Raw genomic sequence first — 14,824 nt, 5'->3', positions numbered from 1 at the left:
CCGTACAAAGGGTATTGATGCGAATGGAAGGTACGGGGTGTTCCCCCTGCCTCACGCTAGGCAGTTGCCGTGGTGAGAATCGAACGTCTTCGCAACACTCCGACGCGCATCGTCAAGGAAAGAAACCGCAGGTCACAGGGGGTCATTGGGTTCGATACGGGGGCTGGGGCGCTGTTGGAATGGGCGTCCAACCAACCCAAAAAAGGAGGCTCCGGTGAGCGCGATCGTTTCGCTGCGCGGCGTCAGCAAAGTGTTCCCGGTTCAAAGCGGCAACCGGGGGCAACGCAGCAACCGCGGCAAACACTCGGAGCCGGTACGCGCCGTCGATGACGTCACCCTGGATATTGAAGAGGGGACCGTCGTCGGAATCGTCGGGTATTCGGGCGCCGGAAAATCCACGCTGGTGAGGCTGCTTAACGGCTTGGAACGTCCCACTGAGGGGCAGGTCCTCGTCAAGGGGCAGGACATCTCCGCCCTACCCGAAGGCCAGTTGCGCAAAGTCCGTTCCGGCATCGGCATGATCTTCCAGCAGTTCAATCTCCTGAAGTCCCGGACCGTGTTCGGGAACGTCGCCTATCCGTTGAAGGTAGCGGGCTGGTCCAAGCAGAAGATCAAGCCCCGCGTAGACGAGCTGCTGGAATTCGTGGGCATCGCGGACAAAGCCGGTTCTTACCCCCGGCGTCTCTCCGGAGGCCAGCAGCAACGCGTGGGAATTGCGCGCGCGCTGGCTAACGCTCCGGACATCCTGCTCGCCGACGAAGCCACCAGCGCCCTGGACCCGGAGACCACCCGGGATGTCCTCCGTCTCCTCCGACGCATCAACAAAGAACTCGGCACCACAGTCGTGGTCATCACCCATGAAATGCACGTGGTCCGCGAGATATGCGACACCGTGGTGATGATGGAATCCGGCCGCGTGGTGGAAGCCGGACCAACCTACTCGGTGTTCGCGGACCCCCAAAGTGCTTCCACCCAACGCTTCGTCTCCACGGCCGTGCATGGCACTCCGGAAGCGGACACGGTTAGCCGCCTTGCCGCAGCGCATCCAGGCCGGCTCGTATCCATTGGCATCTCAGAGGCTGCGCCCACCCCGCTCGTGGCCGCCACCTTCGAACGACACGGCGTGGGATCCAGCGTGGTGTTCGGCGGTGTCACCGAGATCCAGAACAAAATCCTCGGCACACTCACCTACGAGCTCACAGGCAGCGACGCGTCCATTGACGCTGCACTCGCCGACTTAGGCAACGTCACCGCCGTCGAACGCCAAATTCCGACGGCGGCAGCTGCCGCCAGTGCCTCACCGCACCTTCCAGCCCCCGTCCCCGCGAACGCCGGAGAATAGCCATGACCCACTGGACAACGCTCCTGCCCGTGCTGGGCGAATCCTTCCAGCAGACCATCTACATGGTGGTCATCACCGTCCTGCTCAGTGGCGCCGCCGGCCTCGCGTTGGGCGTCACCCTCTACGCCACCAGGCCCGGAAACCTGTTTGCCAATAAAACCGTGTTCTCGTTCCTGAACTTCCTGGTGAACATCATCCGGCCCATTCCGTTCATCATCTTCATCACGGCCATTGCGCCGCTGACCTTGATCGTCATGGGCACCACTATTGGCACGACGGCGGCGATCCTGCCCATGGCGCTCATGGCCGGCGTCGTGATTGGCCGGGTAGTGGAGCAAAACCTGGTGGCCTCCGACCCGGGCGTGGTGGAAGCCGCGCGGGCCATGGGCGATAGCCGGCTGCACATCCTCTGGTCAGTGGTCATCCCCGAATCCTTGGCACCGCTGATTCTGGGTTACACGTTCATGATCATCGCCATCGTGGACATGTCAGCCATGGCCGGGTACATCGGCGGCGGCGGCTTGGGCAACTTCGCCATCATGTACGGCTACCAACAGTTCAATTGGGAAGTCACGCTGGTGACCGTCCTGATCATCATCGTCATGGTGCAGGCCGCTCAGTTGCTGGGTAACTTCCTGGCCCAGCGCATCCTTCGCCGCTAACTCTCTGTCAGGAGAACCACAATGCCCATCGAATTCCTCGGTATGGGTGCCGGCAATGATTCCACGGAAACTTCGCCGGCCACCACGTCCTTTTTCGACCCTGACTACGCTGCCCGCATTTCCAGGATCCACGAGGACAACAACTGGGACCACGTCCTGTTCGCCTACAACTCCACTACGCAGGATCCCTCGATCCATGCTGCGTGGGTTGCGGCCGCTACGGAACGGATCCAACTGCGGTTGGCGCACCGGCCCAACGTTTCACACCCCACATTTGCGGCCCGGTCCTTCCTGACGCTGGACCACATCGCCCAAGGCCGGTTGACCGTGCACTTCATCACGGGCGGAAGCCAGACAGATCAGGCCCGCGAAGGGGACTTCCTTGCCAAAGACGCACGCTACGGCCGGACGCGGGAGTACATGCAGATCGTGCGGCGGGCGTGGTCCGGAGAATCGTTTGATTGGTCCGGCGAGCACTACAGATTCGAGAATTTCGCCAGCGGCTTGGGGCCTTTCAACGGCAAGCGGCCCGGCATCTCGTTTGGTGGTTCTTCCGAAGCGGCCTGGGCTGTGGGCGCCGCTGAGGCAGATATCTATGCGCTCTTCGGCGAACCGCTAGCCGATGCCGCCGGCCAGCAGGAACAGATCCTTGCACGGGCTGCGTCGCTCGGGCGCCGTGAGCCGTTGCGCTGGCAGATAGCCTTCCGGCCCATCGTTGCCGCTACGGACGAGCTGGCCTGGGAGAAGGCCCAAGCCGTCCTTGCGAGGCTCGAGTCCCGCCGGGACAACGGCGAGGTCATCGACCCTGTCCGCCACTACAACCAGAAGCCCGAAGCCGCCGGTACCCAGCGGCTTCTCGCAGCTGCGGAACGCGGCGACCTTCACGACCGCGCCCTCTGGACTGCCCTCGCCAAAGCGGCGGGTGGTGGAGGTGGAAGCGCGACGGCGTTGGTGGGCTCCTACGACACCGTCACGCAGGCGATTCTGGACTACCACGAGCTCGGCTTCGAGATTTTCGGCCTTCGCGGCTACGACTTCGTCCCTGATGCCCTTGAGTTTGGCCAGCACGTGATCCCGCAGCTGAAGCAGGAAGTGGCGCACCGGGAGCATGGCCGGACCGCCGAGGAACTCCGGGCAGGCCAGGCAGCGGCGCGGGCACGCGTGTTGGCTGGCGCCTCCTGACCCTCTTTGAGTGGCCTCCGGGCCCAAACCAACCCTATGTGGTTGTTTTCGATCATCCACCGAGGCAAAGCAGGTCAGGAAGGAACGAGATGAACGGCCCAGGAAACCACGCCAAACGTTCTGCCCTCTGGCTTTGCCTGGGCGCAGGATTCATCACGCTCCTTGACCAGTCAATGTTCGTGTTGGCGGTTCCCGCGATGTCCGCCTCGCTCCACGCCGATTCAGGCTCTGTGCAATGGATCCTGGCGAGCTACTCACTGGCGTTTGGTGTTGCGTTGGTTCCCGCGGGCAGGCTTGGGGACATTGTCGGCCGGAGAACCCTCTTCATCGCAGGCATTGCTGTTTTCGGCGCATCGAGCCTGCTGGGCGGCCTGGCCACGGACCCATCACTGGTCATCATCGCCAGGCTCCTCCAAGGGCTCGGCGCGGGAACCCTGAATCCGCAGGTGCTTGGCCTCCTGCAGGACGTCTATTCCGGTCCCGACCGCGCCAAAGCCCTCGGTGCGTACGCTGCCGCCGGGGGTTCCGCTGCGGTCTGCGGCCCGCTGATCGGCGGACTCGTCCTCTCACTGGGCGACCCGTCGATCGGCTGGCGGATCCTGTTCCTGGCGAATGTTCCCTTGGTGCTGGTCCTGGTTCCACTGGCCTTCCGGCTCCTCCCGCGGCCGGCCAGCCAGGATCCGCGAAACGGCACGGCGAAGCCCTCGATCGACATCCTGGGCGCATTGTTGCTCGGCGGTGTGGTGATCGCCTCGCTCATCCCGACAATCTACGGTGCAGGCACTATTGCCGTGACGTCGCTGGCGGCGGGGGTGCGCTCCTCGCCTTCGCCGGTTGGGAAATTCTCTACCACCGGCACGGCCGAACTCCATTGATCAGTGCCGCGCTGATGAAATCCAGGGGCTATGCCTTGGGCACTGTTGTGGCGCTCTGCCAGTTCGGTGTCGGTGCCGGAATGGCCGCTGTGACGGCGTTCTACTTCCTTGCCGGGAGCGGGATGGCTCCTTTGGCAGCTGCAGCCATCCTCGCGCCGCAAGCAGCCGGGATGCTGTTGGCCTCCAGCTTCAGTTGGCGCTTCGTAGCCCGATACGGACGTGGTGGGGTCGTCTTCGCGCTCGTGGGCAGTCTGGCCTGCTTGGTAGCCAAGGACCTTTTCGTGCAAGGGCTCGACGGCGGGACAGCGGCCCTTGCCGTGGCCGCCGTCGGGCTCTTCCAAGGAGTGGCGACCGGCCTGGTAGTCGCACCGAACCAGACACTGACTCTCGCTCATGCACCCGTAGGCGCCGCCGGAGTGGCAGCAGGTTTCTACCAGCTCAGCCAGCGTTTTGCTGCAGCACTATGCTCGGCTGCGGCGGCGGGCACCTTCCTGGACGCGCACCGAGCGGCCACCGGCGAAGCGTCAAAGGATGCCTTCCACCAAGGCATCGTCATGTGCTGCATTCTGCTTGGTGTCGCCTTGCTTGCGGGCGGACTCGACTGGCTGCGTGAGGCGCGGGACCGCAGAAACAGAAATGCCGCCGTCGTGACTTCCGGAAAGGAAGCCCCGACGACGGCGGCAGGTACTCAGCGCTCTGAAGCCACTGAAGCGGTTGACGCCTGAGCTGTTGTCGGGGCTGTTTCAAGGGGCGCAACCGTTGGACCCGTGGTGGGGACGCCGGCGTCGCGCAGGGCCGGGAACCCTCCATCCACGTGGACTGCGTTGGCATAGCCGAGGACCTTGAGCTTCTGCGCGACGGGACGTGAGCCGTTCACGGAGCCGCAGAACACCACGATCTTTTGGTCTTTCCCGCTGACCTGCGCCAAACGATGGGCGGATTCGAGGTTGAAGTCCTCCTCAACATGCTCGCGGTTGACCACTACGGCACCAGGAACCGCGCCTGTGCTGGCGCGGCCGCCTTCGCTGCGGACATCGATCAGTAGGGCGCCCTCTTCGATGAGCTTTGCTGCTTCATCAGCGGTGATCAGCTGGGTATCCTGCACTTCGGTTTCGATGGACATATTGCTCCCTTTGTATTTGGTGGTTGGTAATCCGGAAAACTAGAGACCCCACGCCTCGGCGAGCAATTGGTACGAGCTCTGCCGGTCGGCGTGGTGGTGGGCAATGGTGGTGATCAGGAGTTCCTGGGCTCCGGTTGCGTGTTGCAGCGCGCGTAGCTTGTGGCTGACTTGGTGGGGGTCGCCCACAAAGCGGGTATCCACACGGTCTTTGGTCAGCTCCTCGGCTTCCGCGTCCAAGGAAAGATCAAGGGCATCGTCCGGCGAAGGGTAGGGGATGGCGCCCTGGCCGCTGCGGATACCGTAAACCCACTGGGCGTAGCCGCGGGCCAAGCGCTGAGCCCGGTGTTCGTTCGGGGCCACCAACACGTCCGCCGAGACGATCACCTGCGGTTCCTGCAAGGCGGCGGACGGTTCGAAGTGGGACCGGTATTCAGCGATGGAATCCAGCACCCCTGCCGGTGCTACGTGGTAGTTCGCGCCGAAGGGAAGACCCAGCTTGCCAGCGAGCCGGGCACTTGGTCCGGCTGTTGAGCCGTGGATCCAGAACTGCGGCGCCTGGCCAAGGGCCGGTGTTGCCGTGACTTCCTCGCCGTGCTTCGTCCGATAGTCGCCGGTGAAAAACCCGATGATGTCCTGCACGTCGGTCTCGAAATTGTCGGTATCGCCAGGGACTCTGCCAAGCAGTTCCCCCTGCAGCCGGAACTTCCGGGGAAGGACGGCACCGAAGATAGGGCGTGGGGAGGGGATCAGCAGACCGTCAATCACACGGTCGCCGGCAGCGGCCACATCAGCTGCAGGCACCACCCCAGGTGCCGGTTCGCTGGGAGACTTGGGCGGCCCGGAGCGACCAAAGCCGAGGTCCAAACGGTCAGGAAAGACCGCGGCGAGCGTTCCGATGCTCTCCGCAATCTGAAGCGGCTTGTAGTTTCCCAGCAGGGTGGCCGCGGTTCCCACGCGGATGGTCTTGGTGGCCGACGCCACCAGACCGGCAAGGATGTGCGGAGCAGAACCAGCAACGCCGGTATTGAGGTGGTGCTCGGCCAACCAGTACCGCGAATAGCCGGAAGCCTCTGCGGCGGCGGCAAGGTCAAGGGTGCTGCGCAAAGCCTCGCCGGGGGTCTGCCCGGCTGACACCGGACTTAGGTCAAGGACGGACAGGGGAGTGACTGAAGGCTTCGGCATGGCACGACACTACGGAGCGCAGTGCCTCAGCCAAAGCGGATCCGTCACCCCGCTCAACGGGGCTAAATCCAGCGAAATCCGGCGAAACGGACCGTCATAAGGACCTTCGGCTACGAGTCTGCGATCCCTGCATCATTTGCTAAGACCCCGGTACAAATCCGAACATTCCCCAACGAATTCGCACAGGTATTTCTTGTCAAACTCTTGACCGGGGGAATGAGGCACTGGTAAACCTTGGGTGCGGAAAGCGTTTTCTCATGCCGCGGAACCATCGCCCCACGATTGGAGGCGGTTCAGTTCGCGGTGTGTGAAACGTTCCAATCAAGGTGCGACAGATCCCCCTGCCGCCCAGCATCAAAGGAGATGTTCTTTGGCTTACCCCTCGAAATGTTCCTACCGCAGTACCCGTGGCCGTGCATGGAAGGCCGTTCCCATGGCGGCTTCTGCTTCACTTGCCGCTGCCGCCATCGCGCTGACGGGCGTCCCGCTCGCTCAAGCAGCCCCCGCCCAACTCCCGCAAGCAGCGCAAGCCGGCCTCCCCGGCGTCGTGCCTGCTGCGAAGGATCCATCCACCCTCAAGCGGCAAGTGGAGAACCTGGACCGGGCGCCGGTTGCTGTCCTGACGGATCAGGGCGTCACGGTGAGCTGGCGCATGCTCGGCCTGGATAAGGACAGCGTCGGTTTCCAGGTCCTGCGCGACGGGGTGAACATCACCCCGGAACCACTCCGAAATGCCACAATGTTCGTGGACCCGGATGGAACGGCGGAGTCCAACTACGTGATCAAGACCGTCGGGAATGGGCAAGGCGAGGACAAGCTGAGCGAAGCGGTGACGCCGCTGGCGCAGAACCATGTGGCCATCAAGCTGGACAAGCCGGCCGATGGAGTGACGCCTGACGGGAAGCCCTACACCTACTCCGCCAACGATGCGACTGTCGCGGACCTCGACGGTGATGGCAAATATGAGGTCATTCAAACTTGGGCACCTTCCAACGCCAAGGACAACTCCCAGTCCGGATACACGGGCAACGTCTACGTGGACGCCTACAAGCTCGATGGCACCAAGCTGTGGCGTATTGACCTGGGCCGCAACATCCGCGCCGGCGCGCATTACACCCAGGTTTTGGCCTACGACTTCGACGGCGATGGCAAGGCTGAGGTTTCCCTGAAGACAGCGGACGGCACCCGCGATGCTGCCGGAACGGTCATCGGGAACGCCGATGCCGACTTCCGCAACAGTGCCGGTTACATACTTTCCGGTCCTGAATTCCTGACCGTCTTCAAGGGCGGGACCGGCACCATCATGGACACCGTGGCCTACGAGCCCCCGCGTGGCACTGTCGGCGGCTGGGGCGACAACTACGGAAATCGCGTAGACCGCTTCCTGGCCGGAGTGGCCTACCTCGACGGGGTGCATCCATCAATGATGGTCAGCCGCGGCTACTACACGCGCACCGTCCTGGTCACCTACGATCTGGTGGACGGCAAGCTCGTCAAGCGCTGGACCTTCGATTCGAACCTTGCCGGGGATGAATACAAGGGGCAGGGTAACCACAACTTGTCTGTTGCTGACGTGGACCAGGACGGCAAGGACGAGTTCGTCTTCGGTTCCATGACCATCGACGACAATGGCCAGCCTCTTTACAACACCAAGCTTGGCCACGGCGATGCCATACACACCAGCGACCTCGACCCGTCCAGGCCTGGGCTGGAGACGTTCGCCGTCCACGAGAGCATGAGCCAGAGCGGCAACCGTGGAGCAACATTCCGCGACGCCGCTACCGGTGAAGTCCTCTGGAGCATCCCCGCGGCCAGGGACACCGGTCGCGGTGCGGCAGGTGACATCGATCCCCGCTATGCCGGGGCGGAAGGGTGGGCCGTCGGAGGTACGGCCGTGTGGGATTCACCCGTTGGTCAGTTGGTATCGGCCAAGGGCGAGCTGATCGCCGGGAAGATCCCCGCCGCGAACTTCCTGGCATGGTGGGATGGTGACCTGCTCCGCGAAATTGTGGACCACGACTATGACGCAACGTTGTCCCGCGGCGTTCCCACCATCTCCAAATGGAACTGGGAAACCGAGTCCAGCGATCGGCTCCTGACTGCCGAAGATGCACGCAGTAACAACACCACCAAGGGCAACCCGTCAATCCAAGCGGACATCCTGGGTGACTGGCGCGAAGAGATCGCCTGGCCGTCCACCGACAGCAGCGAGTTGCGGATCTACACCACTACGGCCCCCACCGAGGTTCGCCTGAGGACCCTCATGCATGACACGGTCTACCGCACAGCTGTGGCCCGGGAAAACGTCGCCTACAACCAGCCGCCGCACCCGAGCTTCTTCATTGGTGAGGGCATGCAGGCTCCGGCGATTCCCGCCGTCGTCTACACGGGGACCAGGAAGTAGCCGGTTCCCTGCCGGCGAAGACCCTTTACAACAGGGTGCTTAACAAGTGAATGCCGCCCGGGTCGCGTTAAACCCGGGCGGCATTTACTCTTTGGGGCTTACCGCTGTCCCGGCAGCCCACCTAGCGGCGGGATGAAGCCTGGGCCGCGGTCCTCGTCGTCGTGCCGTTCGGCGGCACTGCGGGTGTCGCTGTCAGCGGTTTCATCGGAGTCGCCCTCAAGGTCCACCAACCCGTTGGTTTGGTCAAAGACGTGGGTGACGGGATCGACGATCGGCGGCGAATCCGAGGTGGGAGTGCCGGAAGTCCCCGTGCCGGAAGCACCGGTAGCTGCCGTTGCCGCCGTTGCCGTGCCGGTGGCGCTGGCCGTGGTGGTTGACCCCGTGGTCTCGACGCCGGTCTCCGGTGCCTGCTTCTCGATGTACTCCTTGAACTTCTTCAAGTCTGACTCAGCCTGCCTTTCAACAATGTGCAACTTGTCTCCCAGGAATTCGAGGACGCCATGCGGTTCGTATTCCAGGGACAGATGCAGGGACGTCTGGCTGGGGCCCGCTTCCTTGAAATCAACCCAGCCGGCATTCTTGGCACCCTCGACGGCGGCCCAGGCCACAGCGCGGTCCACGTCCTGCTGAACGATCTTGGCCTCCCAGCGGCGATGGACGCCCGCTATTTCGGCCACCCATTCCAGCCGGTCGTCGCTGAGCCGTGTCACGCGCTCGACCCCGCCCATGAAGTGCGGAAAGTCCTCGAACTTGGTCCACTGCCTGTAGGCCGTACTGACCGGAACGTTGACCATGATGGTCTTGTTCACTTTCGTGGTCATCATGTCCTCCTACTCGATATTGATCAGCATACTTACATTATCGAGCTTTTGGGAGGGTAATAACAGGCCCGGTCAGCCCCAACGCTCTCTCACATAACGGCCCCTTCCGCCCAACGCTCTATCACCTGGTGAGAGAGCGTCGGCGGAAATGGCGCGTTATGTGAGAGAGCGTCGGGAGGGACTGCGCCCGGCCGGGCCCTAGGAGATCACCCGGCCATTCTGGATGAGGTACTCAAGATGCTCGGAGATGTCGGCCAGCACGGAAATATCCGCAACAGGGTCGGCGCCCAGGACCAGCATGTCGGCGTCCGCACCAGGCGAGATCACGCCAAGTTCACCTTCGCGCTCAAGCAGCAAGGCCGCCGTCGTGGTTGCGGAGCGGATGGCGTCAATTGCCGGCTGGACCTTGCCGAGCAGCCTGAACTGCTCGTTCTGGTGTCGGTGCATCCCGCCCAGAAGGTCGGAACCGAAGGCCATTTTGACGCCCGCTTCGTGGGCGCGGGCGATCGCTTCCAGTCCGCTGGTGAGTACGGAATCCACTTTGGCCCACATTTCCTCCGTGAGCCCGAATTCCTTGCCCTCTTCCTTCAGCGCCCAGTAGGTGACAAGGGTGGGGACCAGGAAAGCGTCCTTTTCCAGGAATAGCTTGAGGCTCTCGTCGTCCAACAGGTTGCCGTGTTCGATCGAGCGGACACCTGCTTCCAGGGCGCGGTTGATAGCGCGGGCGGTGTAGGCGTGGGCGGCGACGTAGCGGTTGGCGGCTTGGGCCTCTTCCACGGCGGCGCGCATCTCTTCCATGGAGTACTGGGTGGAGTCGATGCGGTCCGTGGGAGAAGAGACGCCACCGGATGCCATGATCTTGATGTGGTGGGCGCCTTTGCGGATCTCGTCGCGAGCGGCGGCGCGGACCGCATCCACGCCGTCGGCCACGCGGCCGATGCCGCAACAGCCGCGTCCGTTAGGGTCATGGTCTTCGCCTGGCAGGCGCATATCGCCGTGACCGCCGGTCTGGCTGAGCGCGTGACCGCAGAAGTGGATCTTCGGCCCCTCGAGCAGGCCTTCCTCCTGAGCCATCGCCAGCCCAAAATCGGCGCCGGACAGGTCTCGGACAGTCGTGAAGCCGCGACGCAGCATCTGTCCCATGATCCGGGCCGTCTGCGCGTAGACGTAGGACGCCGGGGTGTAGGTGAGTGAACGGAAGTCGGCGCTGGAAGCCACCACGTGGACGTGGGCATCGATCAGGCCGGGGATAACAAATTTGCCGGTGCCGTCGATGACCCGCGCGCCGGAGGGCATTTCGGCGTTCGGCCCGACGCTGCTGATCTTTCCGTCAACGCTTACGACGTCGGCAGTGGAGTAAGTGCCCGCCTCGACGTCCAGGACGCTCGCGTTGCGGATGACCAACGGGGTGGTTTCTGGGGTGGTACTCACGTTAAACGGTGTCCTTCGCAGGGGTTTCGGGGGCTTCGGTGGGATGCGCTTCAAAGGCCTGAACCAGTTCAGCCCGGTTCGCGTTGATGACGTCGACGGCGGTTTCCACACTTTCCTGCGTGTACTTGCCTTCTGCGTCCAACAGGGCCAGGACGCCCACAACATTGTGCTGCTGGTCGAGGACGGGCACGTTGATGACGGCGCCGCAGCCCAGTTGCTGGATGAGTCCGGAGTCTGAAAAGACTTCCCGTAGCGCTTCCAGATCGGGGGCGAGGAACGGCTCCTTGTCCTCAATGACCGTTCCCAACCAGCCGGGGGAGATCTCTACGGTCTTCTCGCCGCCTACCGGGTATTCGGCCGGGTGGCTGGTGAAAAGGCGTTTGAGGCTGGACCGTTCCGGAATCCACTGCAGGGCGGTGAACAGAATGACTCCTGGTCCCTGCTGGACTGCCTCGAAGGTTTGCTGGAAAACTGCGTCTGCATTCATCGCTTTCACTTGCTTCCTGCCGCGGCCGGATCATGTTCGGCGCGGGCGTTGATGTCCTCCAACGACTTGCCCGCTGTGGAGGCGCCGAAGATCACGACGCCCAGCACGCCGATGGTCAGTACCACCGTGGTCATGGTGAACACTCCACCGAAGCCAAGGGAAGCGGCGAAGATGCCGATGATGGACGGAGCCAGGATGCTGCCGATACGGCCTACCGCGCTGGCCAGGCCGACACCTGTGGCACGCATCCAGGTGGGGAAGAGCTCCGGAGTGTATGCGTAGACGCCGGCGTAGGTTCCGTTAAGGAAGAAGGACAACGTTGCGGCTGCTACGAGGATCATGCCGGAGTCGTTGGATTGGCTCAACCAGAAGGCGCTGATGGCCGATCCCGCCAAGTACAGGGCAATGGTGTTCTTACGGTCAATCCGGTCACACAACCAAGCGGCGGAGAAGTAGCCCGGGATCTGCGCCAAATAAATGAGGATGGAGAACTCGAAGCTCTTGGTGATGGTGATGCCGCGGCCTACAAGGAGGGTGGGAATCCAGGAGAAGAAGCCGTAGTAGGAGAACGTGATGACGAACCAGATCAACCAGATCACGGCGGTCCGGCGACGCATGGCCTTGGACCACATGAACTTGAGGGCGTTCCAGATGCTGATCTTCTGCTCGTGTTTAGTGATCTCTTCCTCGGCAGGCGGCAGGGGCGCGAGTGGTTTGCCGGTGGCCTTCACTACGCTCTGCTCAAAACGATCCACCACTTCCGTGGCCTCAGCTATGCGGCCACGACTGATGAGGTATCGAGGTGATTCCGGCAGGCTGCGGCGCCACCAGAGAAGGAGCAGGATGGGAATTGCAGTGATCACCTGCGCCCACCGCCAGCCGTCCTCGCCCAGCGGGACAACGAACCGGCCGATGAGTGCAGCGCCCACGAAGCCGAAGGAGAAGAAGCCGGCCAAGGTTCCGATGAACCAGCCGCGACGCCTCGGAGGAATGAACTCGGAGAGGAAGGGCGCAATGATCACACTTTCAGCACCTGCTCCCAAACCTGCAAAGATCCGTGCAATGAGGAAGACTTCAAAGTTCGGGGCCATGGCCGCCACCACTGACATGACGCAGTAGAAGGCGAGTGCCCAGAGCATGACCTTTTTACGGCCAAAGCGGTCGCCCATCCAGCCGGCCAGGATTGCGCCGAAGAAGAAACCGAACGGGGCCGCCGAGCCCACCAAGCCGAGGCTGGCGGTGTTGAGGCCCCACAGTTCCTGGATGCGCGGGAGCAGGAAGGCGACCACTGCCCCGTCCATACCGTCGAACGAGTAGCCGAGGCCTCCGATGAGGAGAAGCTTGTAGTGTGGTCGACTGAGAGCCAGACGATCCAAGCGTGCTGTGAGAGACATGGTGATTCCTGCCAAAGTGGGCCAAGTTGTACATTTTGAGGAATATGCACGGGTCTGTGCAGAAGCGATGTATCGAAGTTACGGCCAAAGTGTGAGGTAGGTCAATAGGTGGAAGAAGATTTCGACTCGTCAACGTTGACCGAGTGGCTGGATAGTCGCGTCCAGGGGCGAAAGCTCGCGGCGCGGCAAATGCAAGTGATCGGCATCCTCCGATCCCAGCCCCGGCTTGCGTCCTACGGCTCCGTCAGCGACATTGCCGCAGTGGCCGCCTCGAACGCCTCAACCGTGACCAGAACCGCGCAAACACTGGGATTTAAAGGGTGGGCGGACTTTCAATTTGAGCTGCGCTCGCGGTTCCTGGCGTCGCTGAGCGCAGTGGAGGTTGCGGCCGAACACAACGGCCACATCAGCAGTCCTGCGCAGGCAGCGGTATCTACTGACCGGGCGAATCTGGCGCATTTCGAGCGCACCTTGGACGCCCGCACTCTCCATAATATTGCGAAGGCGATAGCGGGTGCGCGGCAAACTTTCATCGTCGCGGCAGGAAGTTACGCCATCCCCGGCAAGGCGCTGGAGCACAACGCGATCATCGCCGGATACAACGTCCGGCTCCTCGATGCAGATGTCGCTGCTCTCACCAATGCCATTGCACGGCTCGGTGCAGAGGACCTGGTGATCGCCATCAGTCTCTGGCGGGTTTACGACAGCACCATGCGGGCTGTGGACATCGCCCACAATCTGGGCACGCCCATCGTTTCCATCACCGACAGTGCGGGATCGCCTGTGGCGGTGCACGCTGACCATCGGATTGTGGTGCCCACGGAGGGCGCCGGCTTCTTCCCCTCCCTGACAGGTGCGGTGGCCGCGGTCCAGGCGATCGCCGTCGAGCTTGCCTCCTTGGACCGCGAACGCTCCAACCAGAACATCGCCGCCTCGGAGCGGACCTGGGATCAGATGCGTATCATGCATCCCCGCTCAAGTTCCTAACGCGGGGCCATTGACTTAGCCCGCCGTCCGGCGATATCGTACAACCAAATGGTTGTAGATCAGCTCAAGAAAAGCCCCTCGGACGCCGAAACCGACCGCCTGTTCCACGCGTTGGCAGATGCGACGCGCAGGGACATTGTCGCCCGGGTGACGGCGGGGGAGTACTCGGTCTCCGGGCTCGCCGCGCTCTACACCATGAGTTTCGCAGCCGTGCAAAAACATGTCGCGGTCCTGGAACGGGCCTCCCTGGTCACCAAGGAAAAGCGTGGGAGGGAGCAGATCGTGCGGGGGAACCATGAAGGATTACAGAAAGCCCGCCATCTGCTGGATCAACTTGAAATGATCTGGCGGCAACGCGCCGGCCGGATTGCGGACATACTCGCCGAAGATGATGAAAGGGATCTGCCATGACTGTTGTCAGCGTGAACAAGGATGTTGAGGCCCTGAGCTTCAGCATTGTTTCTGAATTCGATGCCGACGTGAAGCGCGTCTGGAGGATCTGGGAAGACCCCCGGCAGCTTGAGCGTTGGTGGGGACCGCCCACCTGGCCGGCGACTTTTGAGACGCATGAATTCACCGTTGGCGGGAAGGCCGCCTACTACATGACCGGGCCGGACGGCACCAAGGCGCGGGGTTGGTGGAAATTCACCGCCATCAACGCCCCGGACCACCTTGAGTTCGATGACGGCTTCGCGGACGAGCAAGGTGCGCCCGTGGATGACCTCGGCATCACGCACGCCACAGTGAAGCTCGAGCCCCTGGACAACCGCACACGCATGACCATCACCTCCACCTTCGACTCCGAGGAGCAGATGCAGAAGATGGTCGAGATGGGCATGGAAGAAGGAATGCGGGAGGCAGCCGAGCAGATCGACGCCGTCCTTAAGGAATCAGCCAACGCCTGACGACTGGACCACCAGCAAAAAGATGCCGA

15 protein-coding genes are annotated in these 14,824 nt (G+C 62.6%); 9 read left to right on the top strand and 6 right to left on the bottom strand.

All coding sequences use genetic code 11. The features are described from left to right. Window positions 1-214 precede the first annotated feature (214 nt). From ACZ881_RS14910 to ACZ881_RS14890, 5 genes are all read left to right on the top strand, one after another. On the top strand, window positions 215-1,342 hold the full coding sequence (locus tag ACZ881_RS14910; protein WP_476116578.1) for a methionine ABC transporter ATP-binding protein: 1,128 nt from the start codon (window positions 215-217) through the stop codon (window positions 1,340-1,342). A gap of 2 nt (window positions 1,343-1,344) precedes the next feature. Beyond that, window positions 1,345-2,004 (top strand): methionine ABC transporter permease, encoded by a 660-nt coding sequence (locus tag ACZ881_RS14905; protein ID WP_476116576.1) that lies wholly within the window; start codon window positions 1,345-1,347, stop codon window positions 2,002-2,004. 21 nt (window positions 2,005-2,025) lie between these two features. Continuing rightward, on the top strand, window positions 2,026-3,186 hold the full coding sequence (locus ACZ881_RS14900; protein ID WP_476116574.1) for an LLM class flavin-dependent oxidoreductase: 1,161 nt from the start codon (window positions 2,026-2,028) through the stop codon (window positions 3,184-3,186). Window positions 3,187-3,275: 89 nt separating this feature from the next. Continuing rightward, window positions 3,276-4,061 carry an MFS transporter gene (locus ACZ881_RS14895; protein ID WP_476116572.1) on the top strand — a complete coding sequence of 262 codons (786 nt, stop codon included), beginning with the start codon at window positions 3,276-3,278 and terminating at the stop codon, window positions 4,059-4,061. 14 nt (window positions 4,062-4,075) lie between these two features. Then, on the top strand, window positions 4,076-4,786 hold the full coding sequence (locus ACZ881_RS14890; RefSeq protein WP_476116570.1) for a hypothetical protein: 711 nt from the start codon (window positions 4,076-4,078) through the stop codon (window positions 4,784-4,786). Here ACZ881_RS14890 and ACZ881_RS14885 read toward each other — a convergent pair. Then, window positions 4,750-5,184: a rhodanese-like domain-containing protein gene (locus ACZ881_RS14885; RefSeq protein WP_476116568.1), complete on the bottom strand. Its 435-nt coding sequence runs from the start codon at window positions 5,182-5,184 to the stop codon at window positions 4,750-4,752. The genes ACZ881_RS14890 and ACZ881_RS14885 overlap by 37 nt on opposite strands. 39 nt (window positions 5,185-5,223) lie before the next feature. After that, window positions 5,224-6,366: an LLM class flavin-dependent oxidoreductase gene (locus ACZ881_RS14880; protein WP_476116566.1), complete on the bottom strand. Its 1,143-nt coding sequence runs from the start codon at window positions 6,364-6,366 to the stop codon at window positions 5,224-5,226. A 370-nt stretch (window positions 6,367-6,736) separates the two neighbouring features. Between ACZ881_RS14880 and ACZ881_RS14875 the strand changes: the two genes are divergently transcribed. Then, a complete protein-coding gene (locus tag ACZ881_RS14875; RefSeq protein WP_476116565.1) occupies window positions 6,737-8,770 on the top strand; it encodes a rhamnogalacturonan lyase in 2,034 nt (677 codons plus the stop codon). Between the two features lie 98 nt (window positions 8,771-8,868). On the opposite strand, the gene ACZ881_RS14870 is transcribed toward ACZ881_RS14875, so the two are convergent. The 4 genes from ACZ881_RS14870 to ACZ881_RS14855 form a co-directional block, all read right to left on the bottom strand. After that, on the bottom strand, window positions 8,869-9,591 hold the full coding sequence (locus tag ACZ881_RS14870; RefSeq protein ID WP_091470323.1) for an SRPBCC family protein: 723 nt from the start codon (window positions 9,589-9,591) through the stop codon (window positions 8,869-8,871). A gap of 198 nt (window positions 9,592-9,789) precedes the next feature. After that, a complete protein-coding gene (locus ACZ881_RS14865) occupies window positions 9,790-11,022 on the bottom strand; it encodes a metal-dependent hydrolase family protein (RefSeq protein WP_476116563.1) in 1,233 nt (410 codons plus the stop codon). Between the two features lies 1 nt (window position 11,023). Continuing rightward, window positions 11,024-11,509: a GAF domain-containing protein gene (locus ACZ881_RS14860; RefSeq protein ID WP_476117024.1), complete on the bottom strand. Its 486-nt coding sequence runs from the start codon at window positions 11,507-11,509 to the stop codon at window positions 11,024-11,026. Window positions 11,510-11,514: 5 nt separating this feature from the next. Continuing rightward, a complete protein-coding gene (locus ACZ881_RS14855; protein WP_178994163.1) occupies window positions 11,515-12,903 on the bottom strand; it encodes an MFS transporter in 1,389 nt (462 codons plus the stop codon). A gap of 108 nt (window positions 12,904-13,011) precedes the next feature. Here ACZ881_RS14855 and ACZ881_RS14850 point away from each other — a divergent pair, with 108 nt between their 5' ends. From ACZ881_RS14850 to ACZ881_RS14840, 3 genes are read left to right on the top strand one after another with little or no spacing between them, the layout of a single operon-like run. Continuing rightward, entirely contained in the window at window positions 13,012-13,890 is an 879-nt protein-coding gene (locus ACZ881_RS14850; RefSeq protein ID WP_476116561.1) for a MurR/RpiR family transcriptional regulator, read from the top strand. A 48-nt stretch (window positions 13,891-13,938) separates the two neighbouring features. After that, window positions 13,939-14,301 (top strand): ArsR/SmtB family transcription factor, encoded by a 363-nt coding sequence (locus ACZ881_RS14845; RefSeq protein WP_476116558.1) that lies wholly within the window; start codon window positions 13,939-13,941, stop codon window positions 14,299-14,301. Further along, window positions 14,298-14,795 (top strand): SRPBCC family protein, encoded by a 498-nt coding sequence (locus tag ACZ881_RS14840; protein WP_179017634.1) that lies wholly within the window; start codon window positions 14,298-14,300, stop codon window positions 14,793-14,795. The genes ACZ881_RS14845 and ACZ881_RS14840 overlap by 4 nt, the downstream gene beginning before the upstream one ends. Window positions 14,796-14,824 lie beyond the last annotated feature (29 nt).

The sequence above is a fragment of the Paenarthrobacter sp. TE3676 genome, from assembly GCF_056279165.1.
This window is presented reverse-complemented; position numbering and strand designations above follow the sequence as displayed.

What these genes read in the sequence shown, in the direction of transcription:
- ACZ881_RS14895 (WP_476116572.1), top strand. Translation starts at nt 3,276, where the DNA reads ATGAACGGCCCAGGAAACCACGCCAAACGTTCTGCCCTCTGGCTTTGC.
- ACZ881_RS14885 (WP_476116568.1), bottom strand. Translation starts at nt 5,184, where the DNA reads ATGTCCATCGAAACCGAAGTGCAGGATACCCAGCTGATCACCGCTGAT.
- ACZ881_RS14845 (WP_476116558.1), top strand. Translation starts at nt 13,939, where the DNA reads ATGGTTGTAGATCAGCTCAAGAAAAGCCCCTCGGACGCCGAAACCGAC.
- ACZ881_RS14855 (WP_178994163.1), bottom strand. Translation starts at nt 12,903, where the DNA reads ATGTCTCTCACAGCACGCTTGGATCGTCTGGCTCTCAGTCGACCACAC.
- ACZ881_RS14840 (WP_179017634.1), top strand. Translation starts at nt 14,298, where the DNA reads ATGACTGTTGTCAGCGTGAACAAGGATGTTGAGGCCCTGAGCTTCAGC.
- ACZ881_RS14870 (WP_091470323.1), bottom strand. Translation starts at nt 9,591, where the DNA reads ATGACCACGAAAGTGAACAAGACCATCATGGTCAACGTTCCGGTCAGT.
- ACZ881_RS14900 (WP_476116574.1), top strand. Translation starts at nt 2,026, where the DNA reads ATGCCCATCGAATTCCTCGGTATGGGTGCCGGCAATGATTCCACGGAA.
- ACZ881_RS14905 (WP_476116576.1), top strand. Translation starts at nt 1,345, where the DNA reads ATGACCCACTGGACAACGCTCCTGCCCGTGCTGGGCGAATCCTTCCAG.
- ACZ881_RS14880 (WP_476116566.1), bottom strand. Translation starts at nt 6,366, where the DNA reads ATGCCGAAGCCTTCAGTCACTCCCCTGTCCGTCCTTGACCTAAGTCCG.
- ACZ881_RS14890 (WP_476116570.1), top strand. Translation starts at nt 4,076, where the DNA reads ATGAAATCCAGGGGCTATGCCTTGGGCACTGTTGTGGCGCTCTGCCAG.
- ACZ881_RS14860 (WP_476117024.1), bottom strand. Translation starts at nt 11,509, where the DNA reads ATGAATGCAGACGCAGTTTTCCAGCAAACCTTCGAGGCAGTCCAGCAG.